The following is an 18,929-nucleotide window of genomic DNA, read 5'->3' as shown; positions in this document are numbered from 1 at the left end:
CGGATGGGGAGATATGAGCATGAATACACCGGGCACCCGTATCGACGATATTGGTAATGGCCTGTACCGAATCAGCACCCCCGTTTCACCCGATACGGTACCGGGAGGGTTCAGCTTTAATCAGTATTTATTGGTGGACGAGGCGCCGCTGTTGTTCCATACCGGCCTGCGCAGGCTATTTGAGCCTGTGAGCCGGGCCATCGAATCGGTGCTGCCATTGAACGAGCTGCGCTACATCTCCTTCTGTCACGTGGAAGCCGATGAGTGCGGCTCACTCAATGAATTTCTCCAGGCAGCCCCCCGGGCCGAAGTGCTGTGCGGTCAGGTCGCGGCAATGACCAGCGTAGCGGACCTGGCCGACCGGCCACCGCGGGCGTTATCCGATGGTGAGGCGCTGTCACTGGGTGCGCGCACGGTGGTCTGGCTCGATGCACCCCATGTTCCACACGGGTGGGAAAACGGTTTTTTATTCGAACAGACCACCAGGCTGCTGTTCTGTGGTGACCTCTTCACCCAGCCGGGCAGTGAGCACGCTCCGGTATCGGATGATGTTCTGGACAGCAGCGAGCAGATGCGCCGCACCATGGATTATTTCGCCCACGGCGCAAATACCGGCCCGGTGCTGGAACGGCTGGCGGCCCTGCAGCCGCAAACCCTGGCCTGCATGCATGGCAGCGCCTTTCAGGGAGATGGCGCAGCGCAACTGCGCAAACTGGCCGACCGACTCTGCGGCGCTGGTTGAACAGCGCTCTACCGTCGAAGATCGCTAACCAGTTCCTTCGACTCCAATGGATGCCTGTCACTCTTGGTTCGCCAGAAGTAAGCTTATCGATCTGCAGGTGCTTGGCATCAAAAACTGTTCAGAGGGTTAGTAAATGCAAACGATTGACGTAGTGCGCGGTGTCTATGAAGGCTTCGGCAATGGCGATATTCCGGCCGTACTCGAGCTCCTCGCTGATGACTGCAGCTGGACGGAAGCTGCGGGGGGACCTTATGGGGGAGTGTACGTTGGCCCTCAGGCGATACTCGACGGTGTCTTCATGAAGCTGGGTGATGACTGGAACGGATTTACCGCAATGCCCCAGGACTTTGTGGCCGACGGCGATCGCGTTGTCGTACTGGGTGAATACAGCGGCAGCTACAAAGCCACTGGCAGGAGCTTCAGGTCACCCTTCGCCCACGCCTGGACGGTCAAAGATGGCAAGGCTGTGCGGTTTCAGCAATATGTCGATACCGTCCTGCACCGGGAACCCATGGATTGAGCTAGCGGGTCATTCTCGCGGACTCTGCTACCGGTGCTTATGACTGGATCGCAGCGTTCGCCCACCTGTTACTCCAGCATCAGCAAAAGCCGTGAGTTTATGCCCTGGCTGCTGCTCTCCAGACCGTTCCTGTCCAGGGTGATATAGCGGTAATTGAAGTTGAGGTTGAGGTAGGGCGACAACCACCAGTTGAGGCCCGCTGACCAGATGTCCATATCACCTGCCTCAAGCAGACCGTCGTTGGCATCCAGGGTTGAGTAGCGTGCCGCGACTTCCCAGGCGCCCCAGCCATTCTGGTTTACGGTGCGGGCGATGGGCAGGCGCTGGAATACGCCGACACGCTTCTTGTATGGCCGCATTTCACCGCTCAGTGACCAGGATGCGGTGACGCTGTACCCCTTCACCGTCGGATCGCGGAGCGCCTCGGCGTCGACATTGGTGCGTGTGTACTCACCGTGAAGCCAGAGCCTGCCTGAGCGCCATGATGTCTCTGCCCGGTAAGTGTTCAACTCTTCGGCATTGAACACCGCGCTGCTGATAAAGTCCGGTGACTGGTTGAACTCGGGTTCCGTGGACACGCGTGTGCTCTCCTTGGCATCAGAGTAGCGGTAAGCCAGGCCAAGGTGGAGCAGGCTGCTGCGGGAGTCGTCCTCGAAGGGTACCCATGTCGCACGCCCGACGTAGTTGATGGTATTGTCACTGAATGAGTTGGGTTGATCCCGGTCCAGCCAGTTATTGAAAGCGCCGCCCGCGAGTGCCACACGGTCATTTAAAATCGTGCTGGAGATCACTACCCCCACATTACGCGAGGGCAGCAGCGCGTCGGCTACGCTGCTCCGTTCCTGCATGGGCAGATGGACGAGTGACATCAATCGCTCCATCGAAATAGGCTCCTTCTGCTTGCCAATAGACAAGCTGGCTTTTTCCGCGATCGGGATGTCCAGCCGAACATCGGTCCAGCTGAATGTGTCATCGTCCTTATCGTCGAAGCCCTTGTCGTAGGAATGGGTGGCGCCATACAGGGCCCAGACCCAGGGGCGATTGAAATTGATGGTGCCAAAAGCACCCATGCGCAGGGCGCGGATTTCTCCACCTTCGAACCCTTTCAGGTCGCCGACCTGCTGTCTGCTGTCGGCGCTCTGGTCCAGCCAGTACATTCTGTCCAGCCCCAGGCCACCGGTGAAAATCCCGGAAACCGGGGCGGTTTCAAATCGGTTCAACTTGCCAGTATCCTGGTAGTCAAGGGGTACCGCCAGCGGCGGGGGTGAGTAGGCCAGCCATCCCAACTCGGATCTTCTCCGTTCCTCCGCAGTTTCATCGATGATGGTGAGTAATCGATTGCGTACGATCTTGCCCTCGCGCATGGCGAAAATACCGTGGACCCTGGTATCGAGCAGGATACCCACGTCTTCGCGAGGGTCGCCGTCCAACAGGAGGAAACTTGCGGGTTCGCCCAGGTTCAATTGTCCCAGGACTACGCCATCCCGGCCGTCGTAGGCGATTTCTGCCTCATTGAGAGGAATCAGGTCTTCGGAGATCAGGTCCAATCGGTCATTCTTTACCAGAATATTGACCCGGAGGGTTTCGGCGGGCCTGGCCGGGTCGATCAACACGACGTTGCGCAACAGGATCGATCGCGGCTTGTTTGCTGGTACCGGCTCCCTGAAAGTGTCCTTCAGTTGTTGCGCGTAACCTGGCATGGCTGTCAGCAGGTACAGTGCGGCGATCAGTGTGACGAGGTGTCTCATGGGACGAAAGCGATCTCGACTTAATCCAGGGTGTTCCAACCTTAAAGCAAATCTGGGAAAAGTCACGGATCAGTAGGGAGCCCGGTTTTGTCGGTGCTGCCAGTGCCCGATGTCCGGCCTGTTTGGTGGGCGCACTTTGCCTGTTTCAGGGAAAGCGCAGATTTATGTTGCCTTGATCGATAACATCGCCTCTACTTCTCCCTATAAGTATTCACGCTATACAAACAGGGACGTTTTCATTTGGCTTACCGCAGATACCTGGTTGGTGTGAGCGCTTTCGAGCGCGTCATTCACACAGCCCGCAGCGCAACATTCTGCTGCCACTCAGCGCCTGCCTGCGGCATTGCCCCCCATTCAATTGTCGGTATCTATTGCAGATTGATTGATTTCCTACCATGGACTGGAGACTCTTATGAGTAACACATCGGTAATTTTCACAGCACGGATGGCTACCGGCGTAGCGGGGCCCGTTTTCGCCGCCCTCGTCATGCTTACCACTTCCAGTGCTCTGGCACACGATTGCCTCCCGCCACTGGAAGCAGACGATGCCATCATCGGCACTCACCTGGAACAGGCGGACATTGCTCTAGGACTGCACACCTTCCAGGAGATCGTTGATCACGGCAAGGCACTGTTTATCGCACCTTTCAATACCTGTGATGGCGCCGGTCGCCCCGCGACTACCGGCGGCGGCGACAAGCGATCCATACCGGTGATAGCCGACAATGGTGAGCTTCTCACGGATGGGCAGGTGGCGAAATTGCGCACCTCTGCGCCAGACTCTGATTCCTGCGCCGGCTGCCACGCGCAGCCCGCGGTAGGGGGTGCCGGGGACTTCGTCGCCAATGTTTTCGTGTTGGCGCAGACACTGGACCCGGTAACCTTTTCGACCAGCGCCATGCATAGTAACAGCCGTAATACCCTGGGCATGAATGGATCGGGGCCGATTGAAATGCTAGCCAGGGAAATGACAGTCGACCTGCAGTCGCAGGTCCAGGGACTCCCGGACGGCTGGCACACGCTGATTACCAAAGGTGTCGAGTTCGATGTGAAACTGTTGGACGGCAATGTCGTCGATGCCCGCGGCATAGACCACGATCTGGTGATAAAGCCCTTCCATCAGGCAGGCAAGGTGGTATCGCTACGCGAGTTCTCCAACAACGCCATGAACCACCACCACGGTATCCAGGCGGAAGAACGGTTCGACCTGAACCCGGACAAGGGATTTGATTTCGATGAAGACGGCTACAACAGGGAACTGACCATCGGCGATATTACCGCGCTCAGCCTGTGGCAAGCGCAACTGGGCGTTCCCAGCCAGGTATTGCCCAAAAGCAGCGTCGGTAAAGCGAGCGTCAGGCACGGTGCCACGGTGTTTGAGGACATCGGCTGCGCCGCCTGCCACACACCGGAATTGACCCTGAACAGCCGCCTTTTCAGCGAGCCGAATCCGTTCAACCCACCCGGTACCTGCAGCGACCCGATTGCCTGCCCCGAGTACGTCTACGACATGACCAGCCAGGGGGAAGGCCCGCTGTTGGAAAAGCGGCCCGAAGGCAAGGCGGTGGTTCGCGCCTACACGGACCTCAAGCGCCACAACCTTTGCGACGAACCCGGACCCGGCGCCATACGCCATTTCTGCAACGAGACACTCGCCCAGGGCCGGCCGGATCAGGACGGCAAACCCGGCAGTGAATTCTTTCTAACCCGCAAGCTGTGGGATGTGGGCAACTCGGCTCCGTACGGTCACAGGGGAGATTTGACAACCATCACTGAGGCCATCCTCGCCCACGGCGGCGAGGGCCGCGTCGCCCGGGACACTTTCGAGGCCAGTTCGCTGTCTGATCAGAGGGCGCTGGTGCAGTTCCTGAAAAGCCTGCAGGTTGTACCTCCAGGCGACCATAGGGGCAACGGCTTATGGCAGCAGCGCTTGCACTCCCTGGCTCATTCTCCTTAGCGGCTCCCCGGCGACACCGGCATCCGGGGTGAGCGACCTCACGCCCCGGATGCACTCCCAAACGTCACTTCCCCACCCGATGGGTACCATATCCTTTGTCGACGCACAGTGCGGGGCTATCACTCGGATTCTTTTCGATGTGGCCAGGATGGGAGTGGCCCTTTGCGCCGGGGAGGGTTGCCGAAAATAAGTAATGAAGACGTTGGCAAGCAGCTAGCTTGGTTCGGACGAAGTCGTGACAGGCATAGTAGATCAGTCGCGACTGATCACCCGTAGCAGGACTGAAGGGGTGATCCTGTGCATTTGCGACAGAGGTGTCAACAGCGTCCTGGGTATTTGATCACTGTATTTGCGGTTTCCTGTTCAAGATACAGCAGGAATTATGGATCAATCATGTCGGCCCAGAGTCGGGTCATGGTTCCGTGGGGTTATTAAATTGCTTGGATATAACTAATGGTTATTGAAGAGTGCACCAAGAGCATCTTCGACTTCACCGTCTGGATCATCGTCTATAATAAACACCCCTTCGGGGAAACAGGGTTGATCTCTGTAGCCCAATTAGCCAAGTAAGACTGGAGGCAGATTGTGAAAAATTCATTGATATTGTTCATGGGCTTCGTCCTGGCGTTATCCATTTCAGGAGGAGCGTTTGGGAAAGATAAGGGCGGTGGCAAACGCTACATATTCAGCCTTGTGGGTACGGCCACAGGAGAATTGCAAGAGGTACCCGACCCAGATAATCCTGGTGAATTGATGGAAGCGAATTGTTTTGAGTTTGATTTATTTGAGGTAAAAACTCGGCGAGAACTAGGTACGGTCGTGGACTGCCAGACCATCCAGGACGTCCTGGGTGACTTCGAGTTCATTCGTGTTGTGACGACGACAACGTTTAACCTTCCCCAGGGATCCATTACTACCCAGGGATTAACTACGGTCGCAGCTTTACAGGATGGTTGGCCGGGCGTGGCATCTCCTGTAGTGGGGCCAATGACGCATTTCTCAGCTTACTACGGAGAAGGGAGTGTGGTAATTGGAGGCACTAAGCGATTCAAGAACGCCACAGGGATTTCCCGTCTCTCAGGTCTTGCAAATCTCGATAATATGTTTACAGGAAATGAGCTAACCGCGGACTGCATATTCGTCGTAGATATCGACTAGCAATGTACCCGGGATTGTCAGTTTAACTGCGCGAAACTGGTAGAATCGGTGGACGAATACCTATAAACGCCACCGATTCCCTCCCGACATCACCAGCTACGCTGGATGGCTCTACTATCGCTTTGATATGAGCCATAGGGATATTGAAGACCCCAGGGCTCAGAGATTCGTCACTGCCTATGCTGCTTCCAGAGTCTTTCCAATTTGGGGAGGCACTGGGTCAGATCTGGACACTACCGGAATCTGAGGGTCGCCGAACCCGACTAGTGCTTGTCGAATACCAACTCGTCAGGCTCAGGGCTCCGGGTCTGTTTCCAAAACTCCCAGTGCGTTCCCGGCCAATTCTGGGTTACACGCCCCTGTCGATTCTTGTACCAGCTTGAAACCTGCGAAGCTCCCCATGCCCGCTGGCGGTTGAGCGCATCGATTTGCTGATTGTAAGCCTCCATCACCTCCTCGCGGCACTCCAATGCGCGGTGGCCCTGTTCCAATTGCAGCTTGAGGCAGCCCAGCACATAACGCAGCTGACACTCCACATAAAATATAATGCTGCTGCCAACAACGATATTGGTATTGGGCCCGTAGAGCGTATAGAAATTGGGGAAACCGGGCACCATCGCGCCTTTATAGGCACGGGCGTTACCACCCCACACCGTGGCGAGCCTCTTTCCCTCGCGGCCGTATATCTGCATGTTCGCGAGAAACTCGTCTGCCGTAAAACCGGTGCCGAAGATGATGACGTCGCACTCGTGGAGCTCACCGCCCTCGGTGACGATGCCACTCGTGACGACTTGTTTGATGGAATCTGTTTCCAGATTCACGTTGTCGCGCTTGAGTGTTCTTATCCAGGAACCATCATCTACCACCGGGCGTTTACCTCCCGGTGGATAGCTGGGAATCAGCTTTTCCAACAGTTCCGTATCTCCTGCGCACTGCTCAGTTACCGAGTCAATGAGCGCGTCACGCAGCAGTTGATTCCCTTCACTCACTGTATTGGGAGGCCCACTCCAGTCAGGGTCGGAATAGAGAAGGGGCAATTCGCCGTCCACTGCCCGTGTACGAAAAAGGAAAAAACGGTACCAGCGCCCGTAGAAGGGCAACTCACGAAAGAGCCAGAGCTCCTCTTCCGTCATTGGCGTGTGATACTCATCCACGGGTAACAACCAGGGTGGAGAGCGTTGAAAAATTGTCAGCTTTCTGCACGAAGGGGCAATCTCCGGCACGAACTGAACTGCGCTGCAACCCGTGCCAATTACCGCAACCCGCTTATCCGACAAGTCGTATTGATGATCCCAGCGCGCGGAGTGGAAGCTGGTTCCGGAAAAATCCTCGAAACCTTTGAACTCGGGATATTTGGGAATATTCAACTGGCCAACTGCACTGATAACCGCATTGGCTAGGAGTTCCTGCTGAAGGCCATTCTGTTCAATGGTCACAGTCCACAGGCCTGTCGTTTCATCGTAGCGAGCCCTGGAAACGGTACTGTTCACTCGTATGTGCTGGCGCAGATCATGCTTATCGACAACGTCACTGAAATACTGATACAACTCCGCCTGACCCGAGAAGTGGTTAGGCCACTGGGTGTTGTGATCGAAAATATAATTGTAGAGATGATTGGCGGAGTCCACTTGGCAGCCCGGATAGGTGTTTTCATACCAGGTACCGCCAACTTCAGGGTTTTTCTCCAATACCAGAAAAGGGATTCCCTGCTGCTTCAGGCGAAATGCCGCAGCGATTCCCGACATACCCGAACCTATAATCAAAACCTGAAAATCAGAGGTCATGGATTGCGTATCGATATCGACCCGCCGAGTATCCTCAGCAAATAAATTGAGTTCCTCGCGCAACATGGGAAGTAGATGCTCCGGAAACTGTTCCCCGGTAATACGCTGCATCGTATCCACAATCACTGCGGCGGATGGCTCTATCAATTCGCCATGAGCGCGATAGTCCTTAAGCGCATCAAACGCCAGTTTGCGCGCGCCCGATCGCTCTTCCTCGGTCAGGCCATCGTCATTCTCGGCAAACAGCTCAAATCGAGGTTGGACCTGTTGAAAATGGTCGGCTTTACCCGTCAGGTGAATGATCGACGCCAACAAGGCAGGAATATGGGCCTGCTCTAGTGCAGCGCGCAGTTGCGCATCGGACACTTCGCCCAGAGAGGCCTTCCAGTCGTAGGTCATAGTTTGTTTCCGGCTTTATGAGCGCTTTCCGCAGTATGGTTCATTGTCGCGGATGGAACAAACTGCAGATCCGATGCGGCGCGCCAGTGTGCCGCAGGAGGGTTGCGGGTGCTGGCAAGTTAACGGACCGAAATTGCCAAGAATGGCCCATGAGCATCTATCTACTCAACCGATGCCCACCAGATAGCATTTCCTACCCTGTCTGGCTCCACTGTTGATGCAATCTCAGCCACCGGGATATTAAAGACTGACTGACTGACTGACTGACTGGCTCAGCGAGGCCTAATTGTATCCAGAGAAGTCACTGCCACTGCGTTACGCCTGCAAGTAGTCGCAGGCGTGTTTAGTCCAGCGCCTCCAGGCTTTGCTGGGATTGTTCCAGAAGGGTATTCAGGGCCACCAGCTCGAAGTGCCTTTTTGCCGTGATCGCGTAGAAGCGTTCCACCACGTCTTCAAGAATGCAGTAACGCTGCAGCCGCCCGTTCTGCAGTTCGTCCTGAACGACAACCTCGGGCACTATCGACAGTCCACCGGAGTCGCGTGCCAATAGCCGCAGCATGGCCATGTCGTCCACTTCGGCGTAGGGGTCTACTTCTACGCCATGTTCCTCGCACAGCAGGTCGAACTGGCTGCGAATGTCACTGCTAGGCCCCGGCAGTAGCAGGGGCAATTGGCCGAGGTCGCGGGGGAACTGAAACTGCTTCGCGGCCTTTCCAGGTGGCCCCACAATGCACACGCGCTGCTGCGCTATCTGTTGGCAGCGCCAGGGCGTGGAGTTGTCTGCCGCAACAGCCCGGTTGGACAGGATGAGGTCCAGCTTGTACACCCGGAGCTGTTCCAGGAGTTCGTCCAGGGTTGCGGAGTGCAGGGTCAGTTTGATTTTCGCCTCACCAATGACCGGGCGCAGGAAGTTCTCCTGGAAGTTGCGCGACAGGGTCGCCACCGAGCCGATGCGCAGCCGCTGCAGGCGTTGCAGGTCGCCGCTTTCGGTCAGTGCCAGCAATTCACTGCCAAGGCTGAAAATGCTCTCGGCATATTCGAGAACCACGTGCCCCACCTCGGTGAGCCTGAGATTGCGCCCATCGCGGTTGAACAGCTCGTGACCCAGTTGCTCCTGCAGCTTGCGTATCTGTGTTGATAAGGCGGATTGAGAGACATGGAGCTGTTGTGCGGCGCGGGTGAGATGCCCCTCCTTGGCCACGACCCAGAAGTAATAGAGATGATGAAAGTTGAGATTGCGCATCGCATAGTTCTCCAAAAAAGAACGATAATATAATAACAATATATTATACAAAAGGATGAATTGGCCTCAGGATGTCGCCATCAAGAGTCACTATGGTCGCGCAACAGGGGAACCCGGATGACAGATTTTCATGGCGGTTGGCTGTTACCGTTGATTTACACGGCAGGTTTTATCCTGTTATGCCTGCGAGATCACGAGCAATGGCAGCTGGCTCGTACCACCGCAACCGCAGGTCTGCTCGCTACCGGCGCAATGACGCTGTTGGCACTGGTGTGGGCGCAACTCGCTCCCTTGCGCGTTGACGCGCCGGGGCTCACGGTGGCCCTGCTGGTCGCCTTACTGGGCTGGGTGATTGTCAATTATTCCTCCCGCTACCTGAATGGCGAGCCCAACCAGGTTCGGTTTATTCGCGCCATGGTGTTCACCCTGGCGGCGGTGTCGGTGCTGGTCACCAGTCGCAACCTCCTGGTTATTGTGCTGGCTTGGACGGGAACCAGCGTGGGGCTGCACTACCTGTTGACCTTTTATCATGAGCGCAAGGCCGCCCAGATCGTGGCGCACAAGAAATTCCTGGTCAGCCGCTTTGCCGAGGTCTGCCTGGCCATTGCACTGCTGCTGGTTTACCAATCGGTGGGTACGCTGTCACTGGATGGCCTCAATGAGTACCTGTCTAGCGCCGCCTCACTGCCCACTGCCCTGCACTGGGCGGCGCTGTTGTTCGCACTGGCCGCCATCCTGAAAACAGCGCAGTTGCCGTTGCATGGTTGGCTCATCCAGGTCATGGAGGCACCCACGCCGGTGTCAGCGCTACTGCATGCCGGTATCGTCAACATGGGTGGATTCATCCTGATCAGGCTGGCAGACCTGCTCTCGCTGGCCCCCGCCGCACAGTGGGCGCTGGTTGTCGTGGGCAGCCTCACTGCAGTGCTGGCCGGCCTGGTGATGCTGACGCGTATCAGCATCAAGGTGCGACTGGCATGGTCAACCTGTGCACAAATGGGCTTTATGCTCATGGAGATAGGACTGGGGCTTTACGAGCTGGCATTGCTGCACCTTGTGGCGCATTCACTTTACAAGGCACACGCTTTCCTGAGTGCGGGGGAGGCCGTGCGCACTGCGCGCAGTAACGATTTGTTGTCGCCCGGAGCCTCGAAACGCACCCCCGTCTGGTACCTGGCTGCCGTGGGTCTCAGCGCGGCGTTGGTCGCTGGGTCCACCGCTGCCTGGCAGTTTTTCCTGCCCTCCCTGTCTGTGCCGCCGGTGGCGCTGTTGGTTGTGACCCTGGGCCTGGCGCCCCTGCTGTGGATGGAACAGCAGAGCAACGGCGAGCTGTTGATTCGCGGTGTCCTGCAGATTCTGGCTCTCACTCAGCTCTACCTGCTCTGGCATGTCGCATTTGCGGCACTGGCCCCGGCGCCGGCGGACGTTGCCTCGCCACTGGTTGCCTGGGTCATGCTGAGCTTTGTGGTGCTCTATGGCACCCAGGTCTGGTTGCGTTGCCACCCGCAAGGCCGCTTTGCCCGGGCCTTTTATCCCTGGGCCTACTGTGGGTTTTACCTCGATGAAACCTACACCCGGCTCACCTTTAAAATCTGGCCGGTGAAACTGAGCGCCACCCAGGCCCAAACCCTCGCCATACGAGAATCTGCCCTGCAAGGAGAACCGCTGTGAACGCTCCCGTCAAACCCTTGTTGCCGAATGTTGCAACGCTGCCTTCGGCCATTGCCGCCGCTATTGATAGCATCGCTCCGACCTGGCCGCTGGACAGGATGATTGCGGTAAATCCCTACTGGGGGTGGATTGATCAACCCTTCGACAAAGTGGCCGCAGCCATGGCGCGTTGCGCCGGCTCTCCCATGACCCTGCCGTTGCGAGACTACGCCGCTGCCTGGAAACGTGGTGACATCACTGAGCCAGACTTGCAGCTGGCGCTGGCAGAGACCGACAGCGAGCTCAGTGTGGGACAACTCATCGCCGCGCTGGAGTCACCGCAACCTGCGCCGGTCCCGCTGCCACTGCTGAGCGATGTGCTGGATCGCAAACGTGATCTGCAACAGGAGCCGGCCTGGTGCGACACCATAACCCACCAGGTGTCCCAGTTCTGTGCCGCCTACTTCGACCGCGAGCAGGCTGACTGGCACCCGGACCAGGGCGGCCGGCTTTATGCCAGCTGGCGCAGCGCGCTGGGCGATGACCACAGCGTGGCTTTGCTGATGCGTGCACCGCATATTCCCGCCAAGGCGACAGCCCTGGCGGAGGACCCGCAGCAACAGATTCTGGACACACTGGTGCAGCTGGCGGTACCGGAATCTGAATGGCCGGGCTATCTCCAGGCCGTGTTGATGCGGGTGAGCGGTTGGGCTGCCTGGTGTGCCTACCTGCGCTGGCAGGCGCGCCTTGATGGCGGTGATGACGACACCCTGATCGACCTGCTTGCCATTCGCCTGAGCTGGGAGGCGCTTCTGGACGATGGCAGCAGGGGCTACAACTCCCAGTGGTCGGCGTGGCGAGAAGATTGGCTCAAGCGCTCTGCCGACGAGGACTGCAGCTCGCTCCAGGTCTCGCTTGTCTGGCAGCGTGCCCATGAGCTCAGCTATCAGCGAGGTTTACGCCACAGTCTGCTGTCGGCACCGGCCGCGGACGTGACCGTGGAGCCGGCGTTGCAGGCGGCGTTTTGTATCGATGTGCGCTCGGAAGTGTTTCGGCGCCATCTGGAGGCCCAGTCAGCTGATATCCAGAGTCTGGGATTTGCCGGTTTTTTTGGTTTGCCGATCAGCTACGCCCCACTGGGAACCCGGGCGCGGCGGCCCCAGCTGCCCGGACTGTTGGCACCGAAGCTGGCTATCACGGACAGCGCCGGGAATGCCGCCCGGGATGCTGACATTGTCGTCCACAGGGCCCGGAAGCTGCGCGCGATGTCGGGCTGGCGGGTGTTTGAGTCAGTGCCGCTGTCCAGCTTTACCCTGGTGGAGTCGCTGGGGCTGGGATATCTGGGCAAACTGATCAAGCGCACCTTGCCCGCAGAGACGCCTCCGGCCTCCGCGGACACGCTGGGTCTGGGTGCCCGGCAAGCAGCACAGGTAAAACCGACGCTGGACGCGGCCACAGCGGGTGGCGTTGAGGGCCAGGCGGACATCGCGGCCCAGGTGTTGGCCGGTATGGGTTTGGGCGAGTCTTTTGCGCCGCTGGTACTATTGGTCGGGCACGGAAGCCAAAACCGCAACAACCCGCACCGGGCTGGCCTGGACTGCGGCGCCTGTTGCGGGCAGACCGGTGAGGTCAATGCCCGGGCCCTGGCCGGGCTGCTCAACGACGCTGCGGTACGTCAGCAGTTGGCGACCAGAGGAATACATGTGCCCGAAAGCACACACTTTATCGCCGGCCTGCACAATACCACCACCGACGAAGTCACTCTCTTTGATTTGCACGACGTGCCCGCGAGCCACAGCCAGGAACTCGAGCGTGTGCAGGCACAGCTTGCCGCGGCTGGCGCAGCCGCTCGCGCAGAGCGAGCGCCCGCCTTGGGTCTGGGGGGGCTGGCGCAGGAACCGGAGGCCCTGCAGAAGGCGCTGCGCCAGCGCGCTGATGATTGGGCCCAGACGCGGCCCGAATGGGGGCTGGCAAACAATGCCGCCTTCATTATTGCGCCGCGAGCCAGGACCCGGGGTGTGAACTTACAGGGCCGCAGTTTCCTCCATGACTACGACTACCGTAAGGACATCGACGGCAGCCTGTTGGAATTGATCATGACTGCGCCCATGATCGTCACCCACTGGATCAACATGCAGTACTACGCCTCGACCGTGGACAACAGGCGGTTTGGCAGTGGCAACAAGACGCTGCACAACGTGGCCGGAGGGCGCATCGGCGTCTTTGAGGGCAATGGCGGCGACCTGCGCATCGGGCTGCCCTGGCAGTCGCTGAACGATGGCGAACGCTGGCTACACAACCCGTTGCGGCTGACGGTGGTTATCGCAGCGCCCCGAGACGCGATCGAGGGCGTGATCGACAAGCATCAGGTCGTGCGGCAGCTGCTGGATAATCGCTGGCTGCACCTGATGCGTCTGGAGGGCAAGCAGATGGAGTTCTATCGCAACGGCAGCTGGGAATCCTGATTGGCTAGGAGGGCTTGAAGCAGGGCGTTTGCAAGCATCTCCTGGCCGACTTACGGTGAAGGCGCAGCCACCAGGCTCGGTATCCCAGGGTCAGTCGCGGCGCCGCCACCCGGTGTATCGGCTGTGCACTCCCCGGGTCAGGGACGAGGAATAATCCTCGAGCAGGTCGACACCGTAGAGGATACCTACAATCACCAGCGAAAGCTTGATGGCGGTGGCTTCGCTGGCCAGCGGGATCACTACACCGACGGCCGCAAGGGCCCAGATGGTGGCGGCCGAGGTCACTCCCACTACCATGCCCTCCTTGGCCAGCATCACGCCGGCGCCAAGAAAGCCGATACCGGTAACTACCTGGCCGATAATCCTCGAGGAATCCATCAGCTCATTGGCGGTAAAGTTGGAGATCGCGATGAAGACGTAGGTGCCGAGCACGATCAGCGACGACGTGCGAATGCCAACGGGCTTGCCTCGCAGCTGGCGCTCCAGGCCGATAATGGTGCCGCACATAATGGCCGCCCCCACCGCACTCCATTCAAGGGGATGGATTGAAAGCCATTCATGGAACGGAAGTGAGTTATTCATCGTTACAAATTTCACAGTGTAAAAAGTATCGGGCGCTGCCGCGCAGGTGATCGCCACAGCGAGCGGGTGTCAGGGATTGGCATTGCCGCAGCAGGAAGGCAGCTGCGGGCGGCCTCTGCCGCCCATCATCGCCTATTCCGACCTGCGAGGTAGCACTGAATTTTTGAGAATTATTGCCGCAGATCCGGCTTGGGTGGCAGGGGCCGGCTGCCCTGGAATTGCACCCCTTTCTTACCCTGGCGCAGCTGCCGTCACCCTTGAGATACGCGGGTGCGAACGCCTGAATAAGATTTTTCTGGTGACCGTTGGTCGTTCTTTTCAGCGGTCAAACCGCGTCACTTCCTGATCTGATATTCCCTCCAGAATCGGACTCTGGGCGGCGCGCTCAAACGCAGCGGCGATAGCGGCACTGCGTTGCTGTGGCACCACACTGTAGTTGGGGTGAGTGAAGATATACAGTTCGCCTTGCTCCAGCGCTTCCAGCACGCGCGCGCCCACTACCTCAACGTCAATACCGTTCTCCACCGCTTTGGCGGTGACTTTTGCTATGTGCAATACGTCGGGAGTGGGTGCTGAGACCGGTGCATAACGGGCCTGTCGATTGCGATGCGACAGGTGGATACGCGTTTTCACGAAGGCTGGAGCCAACACGGATACCTGTACGGGGGTGTTTTTCAGCTCGTCATGCCATGACTCGGACAAAGCGACCACCGCGGCCTTGGTGGCGGTATACGCGCCGCCAAGGGGCGCACCCGCCATACCCGCCATGGAGGCAACGTTGATCAGCCACGCTGACTCACCGTGCTCCTTCAAGAGTGGAATGAAGGTATTGGCGCCGTACACAACGCCCATCAGGTTGACATCAATCGCCCAGCGCCAGCCTGGCTCGTCCAGTGTTTCCAGGGCACCGATACCACCGCCCACGCCGGCGTTGTTGACCAGCATATGTACGCTACCGAAACGCTGCACGGCCACCTCAGCCGTCCGCGCCCAGTCCTCACGCAGGGCCACGTCCATGGCCACGGCAAGCACCTCGATACCTGCGTCGCGTAGTGCTGACTCAGCGCTGGCAAGTTGCGGCTCCTCGATGTCGGCCAGCACGATATTCATGCCGGCCTTCCCCAGGGTCATGCCCAGGTTAAAGCCAATGCCGCCAGCGCCACCGCTGATGACGGCTGTCTTGCCTTCTAAATCCAGCACCTGATGATCCTCCGAAACGTGTCACTCTGAAGTGTCCGATTGGCACTTTATACAGGGTAAGCAGTCAGGGCAACTGCAAGGACTGAGGTGACTCAGTCTCCTGGCACCGGTATCCGGCTTTGGTGACCCGCGCGGCGGCAATTACGCGCTATGCGCTAAATGATAGCCAGTACCTGTCCATTGCGGGTTCAGGCGGTGATACACTGCGTGTTTTTCCAACCAGGCGGTGACCATGCTCAAACTTTACGGCTTTTCTTCCAGCAACTATTACAACGCACCGAAGCTGGCGCTACTGGAAAAAGGGGTGCCTTTTCAGGAAGTGGTTTCCTATACCGGTGTTGGGCCCAAGTACCGACCCGAGTACCTGGACAAGAGCCCGCTCGGCAAGGTGCCCTGCCTGGAAACCCCGGAAGGATTCATCAGTGAGTCGCGGGCCATTCTTGAATACATTGAACGTGCCTATCCGACGCCGACCCTGCTGCCGGGTTCGCCATTTGATGTTGGCAAGGTGCAGGAACTGTCACAGTTCATTGAGCTTTATTTTGAACTGGTGGCAAGACGCCTGATTCCCAACCTGCTGGGGGGTATGGAACCCGACCCAACCGTGTTGCAGGAAGTTGAAGCCGCTCTGACCAGGGCAGCACAAGCTCTGCCTAAACTGTCCCGGTTCGAGAACTTCGCTTATGGTGACCAGTTCACCCTGGCGGACATTGCAGCGATTCTCAACCTGCCTATCGTCCGCAGGGTGAGCAAGCGTTATTTTGGCAAAGACCTGTTGTCCGACGTTCCGGGCCTCGATGCCTATCATGCCCGGATGGAGGAGCGTCCCCACGTGAAGACCATCAGGGCGGACGCGGCGGCTGACCAGCCGGGATTCATGGCGCACCTGAAAAAACTGTACGGGTTCTAGGAAACTGTGTCGGACGCCACCTTGTGACTTTTTCCGCAAAACTGTTGATTTGCATCGAGATCTGAACCATTTTGAGGCGATATCTGCATTACCGAGTGACCCATTGGCCCGCAAAGATATGATCAAGTGTCAAAGACTTGGCGAACTTTACCCGGGAAAATATTCAGTGCAAATGCAGGGTCAAATTTGGGCGCAATTCAACAATTACGTGGGACTGTTGCGATCAGTCATCGCACGGGACGCATAGCAGGGGACCGCGAACAGTTGTTGCCGGCGCGTATTACCCCGCAATCAGGGTAGGGCGCCTTTGAACCCCAACTGGGCCAGTGCTTCTGCCATTCTCTGGCGCTGCCGCGGGTCGCGGATGGGGAAGGCCTGGAAGAAATCCGTGCGGGTGACGCCCGGCAGGCGCCGCCGGACGTCGGTGGCCCAGGTCTGCGCGCGCTTCTCCTGCCCGGCCAACTGGGCGGCTGCTGCCGCGATCAAGGCAATGAGGGCGTGGGCGCCGGGTGCACGGGCGCCGCGATCGGTCCAGTCGGCTGCCTCCAGGTCCTCGCCCAGGGTTACGTGGGTCAGGCCGCGGGCGGAGAGCATGCCGTAGTACAGCGGGTCGAGAGGGCTCAGACGCATGGACAGGCTGAGGTGGGCGCGCGCATCGAGCGCCGCACCGGCCATCGATTCGGTCCAGGCCTTGGCGTACAGGCCCTGGGCGTAGTTCGGGCACAGCGAGGTGGCTCGCTCAAGCCAGCCGTAGGCTCGATCGAGGTCAGATTCGAGCCAGTAGGTGCGGCCCATGGTGAAGTTGACGAAGGGGTCCAGCGGATCGAGATCGACCCCCCGCTCTGCGCACTGCCTCGCCTTCGCCACCTCCGCATCGACGTCACTGGCCTGGCGCAGGAATGCGGTCTGGAAGTGCACGAACGACAGTCCCGCATGGGCGCGGGCGAACCCCGGATCGCGTCGTACGGCGCGGCCGAACATATCCGCTGCAATCGCATTGTCTTTCTGGTTGAAGCGGTACAGATGCTGCAAGCCCAGATGGTAGGCCGACCAGGCGTCGAGATTGTCCGGCACCTTTAGCCGTGCACTGGAGGCTTCATGTTGGGGAATTCGAATTTCCAGGTGCGCAAGGACACTGGCACAGATCTGCTCGCGCACGCTGTGTACATCATCCAGCGATCCAGCGTAGCGCTCTGCCCACACCACGTCGCCGCCGGCCGTGTCTGCCAACTCGGTGGTAACAGTCAGTCGCTCCCGGCTAACCTCTACCGCACCCGACAGACAGTAGCGTACGCCCAGAAGCCTGCCCACCTCGCAGGGTTCGATGTTATCGCTCCGGAGCCGGAAGGAGGAGGCGCGCGCCACCACAAATAGCCAGCGCAGGCGGGACAGTTCGGTAACAAGCTCGTGCGGCAGGCCATCGGCAATGCTGAGCCAGTCGCCAGCTTGGCCGTGGGTACGAAACGGCAGTACCGCGATAGAGGGCCGAGCGTCTGCTGCCAGTTCCACTGCCTGGGAAGGCTCCGCCGGCTCAGCGGGTGCCGCCGACGGTGACGGTAGCGGCTGCTGCCTGCTGCGAATCTGCGTTGTGGCAACAAAGCGAAGTCCCTTCCCGTGTACCGTGCGGATATAGCGCTGGACTTTACCGTCGTCCCCCAGCGCACGGCGGGCCGACTTGATCCGGCTGGTGAGGGCCGAATTGCTGACCACGCGATGTTCCCAGATCTTTTCCAGAATCTCGTCCCGCGACACCAGCCGGTCCCGGTTCTCCAGCAGCAGCGCAAGCAGTGCAAACACCTGCGGTTCCACCGGGCAAACCGCCCCTCCGCGCCGCAATTCGGCACGGGCCAGGTCGAGCTCGAAATCATCGAATGCGTAGATCATGAGCGGAGCATAGACCAAGGCTGAGATAGCATCCGCAAAAAATCCACAAAACCTCCACAGTCTCTCCATGCCTTCCAGACCGATTATGACGACAATGCACCTGTCGTCGCAATAACGCGGCCTCAGACCGAAACAACTGCCATAGGGCAACAGGAGAACTCACATGCCACTCGTAACCATCGATGTCATTAAAAACGTATTCACCCCGGACCAGAAGCAGGCCCTGATCGAAAAGGTCACGGAAGCCATGGTCGCTGTGGAGGGCGAAAATATGCGCTCTGTCACCTGGGTCCGCATCCAGGAGATCGAGGGCGGGGACTGGGCCATTGGAGGCAAGTGCCTCGCTGCTGCGGACGTCCACGCCCTGCAAAAGGGCGAGGCAGCCTGAGGACGCGCCGCTGAGCTCCCAAGGGCAGGAGCGGGACGCGCAGGCGTCTCGCTCTGAAGCTGTGGCCAGGCGTCAAATATTGATCACTATTGGCGGCAGAACATTCTCCGACCCACAGTCAGTGGTTATGCGTTCAGATCTTCGTCGTAAATAGGAACACTTCGGCATTCTGATAAATACAAAGCCGCGCAACTGACAGTAACAACTCCTGCTATCCGTATCTCAGGATTCAGGTTGAACTTCTGGAAATAGCATCCAAACTTCAGTGCAGAGGGTCAAAAACCGCTGCGAGGTGAAGT

14 protein-coding genes and 1 pseudogene are annotated in these 18,929 nt (G+C 58.6%); 9 read left to right on the top strand and 6 right to left on the bottom strand.

The features are described from left to right. Positions 1–19: 19 nt before the first annotated feature. Positions 20–742, top strand: coding sequence for an oxygen-binding di-iron domain-containing protein (locus E2F43_RS18470; protein WP_238947020.1), 723 nt, complete (start codon positions 20–22; stop codon positions 740–742). Between the two features lie 133 nt (positions 743–875). Beyond that, complete coding sequence (locus tag E2F43_RS18465) at positions 876–1,262, top strand: nuclear transport factor 2 family protein (protein WP_133215511.1); 387 nt, start codon at positions 876–878, stop codon at positions 1,260–1,262. Positions 1,263–1,330: 68 nt separating this feature from the next. Here the strand turns inward: E2F43_RS18465 and E2F43_RS18460 are convergent, their stop codons facing one another. After that, on the bottom strand, positions 1,331–3,010 hold the full coding sequence (locus E2F43_RS18460) for an OprO/OprP family phosphate-selective porin (RefSeq protein ID WP_133215509.1): 1,680 nt from the start codon (positions 3,008–3,010) through the stop codon (positions 1,331–1,333). 412 nt (positions 3,011–3,422) lie between these two features. Between E2F43_RS18460 and E2F43_RS18455 the strand changes: the two genes are divergently transcribed. The 3 genes and pseudogenes from E2F43_RS18455 to E2F43_RS19350 all read left to right on the top strand — a co-directional run. Beyond that, positions 3,423–4,967 carry a di-heme oxidoredictase family protein gene (locus E2F43_RS18455; protein WP_133215507.1) on the top strand — a complete coding sequence of 515 codons (1,545 nt, stop codon included), beginning with the start codon at positions 3,423–3,425 and terminating at the stop codon, positions 4,965–4,967. Between the two features lie 585 nt (positions 4,968–5,552). Next, the gene (locus E2F43_RS18450) at positions 5,553–6,125 is read left to right on the top strand and encodes a hypothetical protein (RefSeq protein ID WP_133215505.1); all 573 of its coding nucleotides are present in this window, start codon (positions 5,553–5,555) and stop codon (positions 6,123–6,125) included. 88 nt (positions 6,126–6,213) lie between these two features. Continuing rightward, positions 6,214–6,291 (top strand): annotated as a pseudogene (locus tag E2F43_RS19350) (IS6 family transposase); the annotation flags it as partial. Positions 6,292–6,388: 97 nt separating this feature from the next. On the opposite strand, the gene E2F43_RS18440 reads toward E2F43_RS19350, so the two are convergent. After that, a complete protein-coding gene (locus E2F43_RS18440; RefSeq protein WP_133215503.1) occupies positions 6,389–8,308 on the bottom strand; it encodes a flavin-containing monooxygenase in 1,920 nt (639 codons plus the stop codon). A gap of 343 nt (positions 8,309–8,651) precedes the next feature. After that, entirely contained in the window at positions 8,652–9,551 is a 900-nt protein-coding gene (locus E2F43_RS18435) for a LysR family transcriptional regulator (protein WP_133215501.1), read from the bottom strand. Between the two features lie 117 nt (positions 9,552–9,668). Here E2F43_RS18435 and E2F43_RS18430 point away from each other — a divergent pair, with 117 nt between their 5' ends. Then, positions 9,669–11,222: an NADH-quinone oxidoreductase subunit L gene (locus E2F43_RS18430; protein WP_133215499.1), complete on the top strand. Its 1,554-nt coding sequence runs from the start codon at positions 9,669–9,671 to the stop codon at positions 11,220–11,222. Continuing rightward, positions 11,219–13,666 (top strand): YbcC family protein, encoded by a 2,448-nt coding sequence (locus E2F43_RS18425; RefSeq protein WP_238947019.1) that lies wholly within the window; start codon positions 11,219–11,221, stop codon positions 13,664–13,666. The genes E2F43_RS18430 and E2F43_RS18425 overlap by 4 nt, the downstream gene beginning before the upstream one ends. Before the next feature lie 90 nt (positions 13,667–13,756). On the opposite strand, the gene E2F43_RS18420 is transcribed toward E2F43_RS18425, so the two are convergent. Together E2F43_RS18420 and E2F43_RS18415 are read right to left on the bottom strand one after the other, a co-directional pair. Next, positions 13,757–14,248, bottom strand: a complete 492-nt coding sequence (locus tag E2F43_RS18420) for an MgtC/SapB family protein (protein WP_133215497.1) — start codon at positions 14,246–14,248, stop codon at positions 13,757–13,759. Between the two features lie 318 nt (positions 14,249–14,566). Next, positions 14,567–15,448, bottom strand: coding sequence for an SDR family NAD(P)-dependent oxidoreductase (locus tag E2F43_RS18415; RefSeq protein WP_133215495.1), 882 nt, complete (start codon positions 15,446–15,448; stop codon positions 14,567–14,569). Positions 15,449–15,680: 232 nt separating this feature from the next. On the opposite strand from E2F43_RS18415, the gene E2F43_RS18410 reads away from it, so the two are divergent. Beyond that, complete coding sequence (locus E2F43_RS18410; RefSeq protein ID WP_133215493.1) at positions 15,681–16,358, top strand: glutathione S-transferase family protein; 678 nt, start codon at positions 15,681–15,683, stop codon at positions 16,356–16,358. Positions 16,359–16,649: 291 nt separating this feature from the next. Here the strand turns inward: E2F43_RS18410 and E2F43_RS18405 are convergent, their stop codons facing one another. Next, on the bottom strand, positions 16,650–18,242 hold the full coding sequence (locus E2F43_RS18405; RefSeq protein ID WP_133215491.1) for a winged helix-turn-helix domain-containing tetratricopeptide repeat protein: 1,593 nt from the start codon (positions 18,240–18,242) through the stop codon (positions 16,650–16,652). 163 nt (positions 18,243–18,405) lie between these two features. On the opposite strand from E2F43_RS18405, the gene E2F43_RS18400 reads away from it, so the two are divergent. Continuing rightward, on the top strand, positions 18,406–18,630 hold the full coding sequence (locus E2F43_RS18400; protein WP_133215489.1) for a tautomerase family protein: 225 nt from the start codon (positions 18,406–18,408) through the stop codon (positions 18,628–18,630). Positions 18,631–18,929 lie beyond the last annotated feature (299 nt).

The organism is Seongchinamella unica, assembly GCF_004354085.1.
Classification (GTDB): domain Bacteria; phylum Pseudomonadota; class Gammaproteobacteria; order Pseudomonadales; family Halieaceae; genus Halioglobus; species Halioglobus unicus.
Note: the sequence above shows the minus strand (reverse complement) of the source record. Positions and strands in the feature narration are given on the sequence as shown.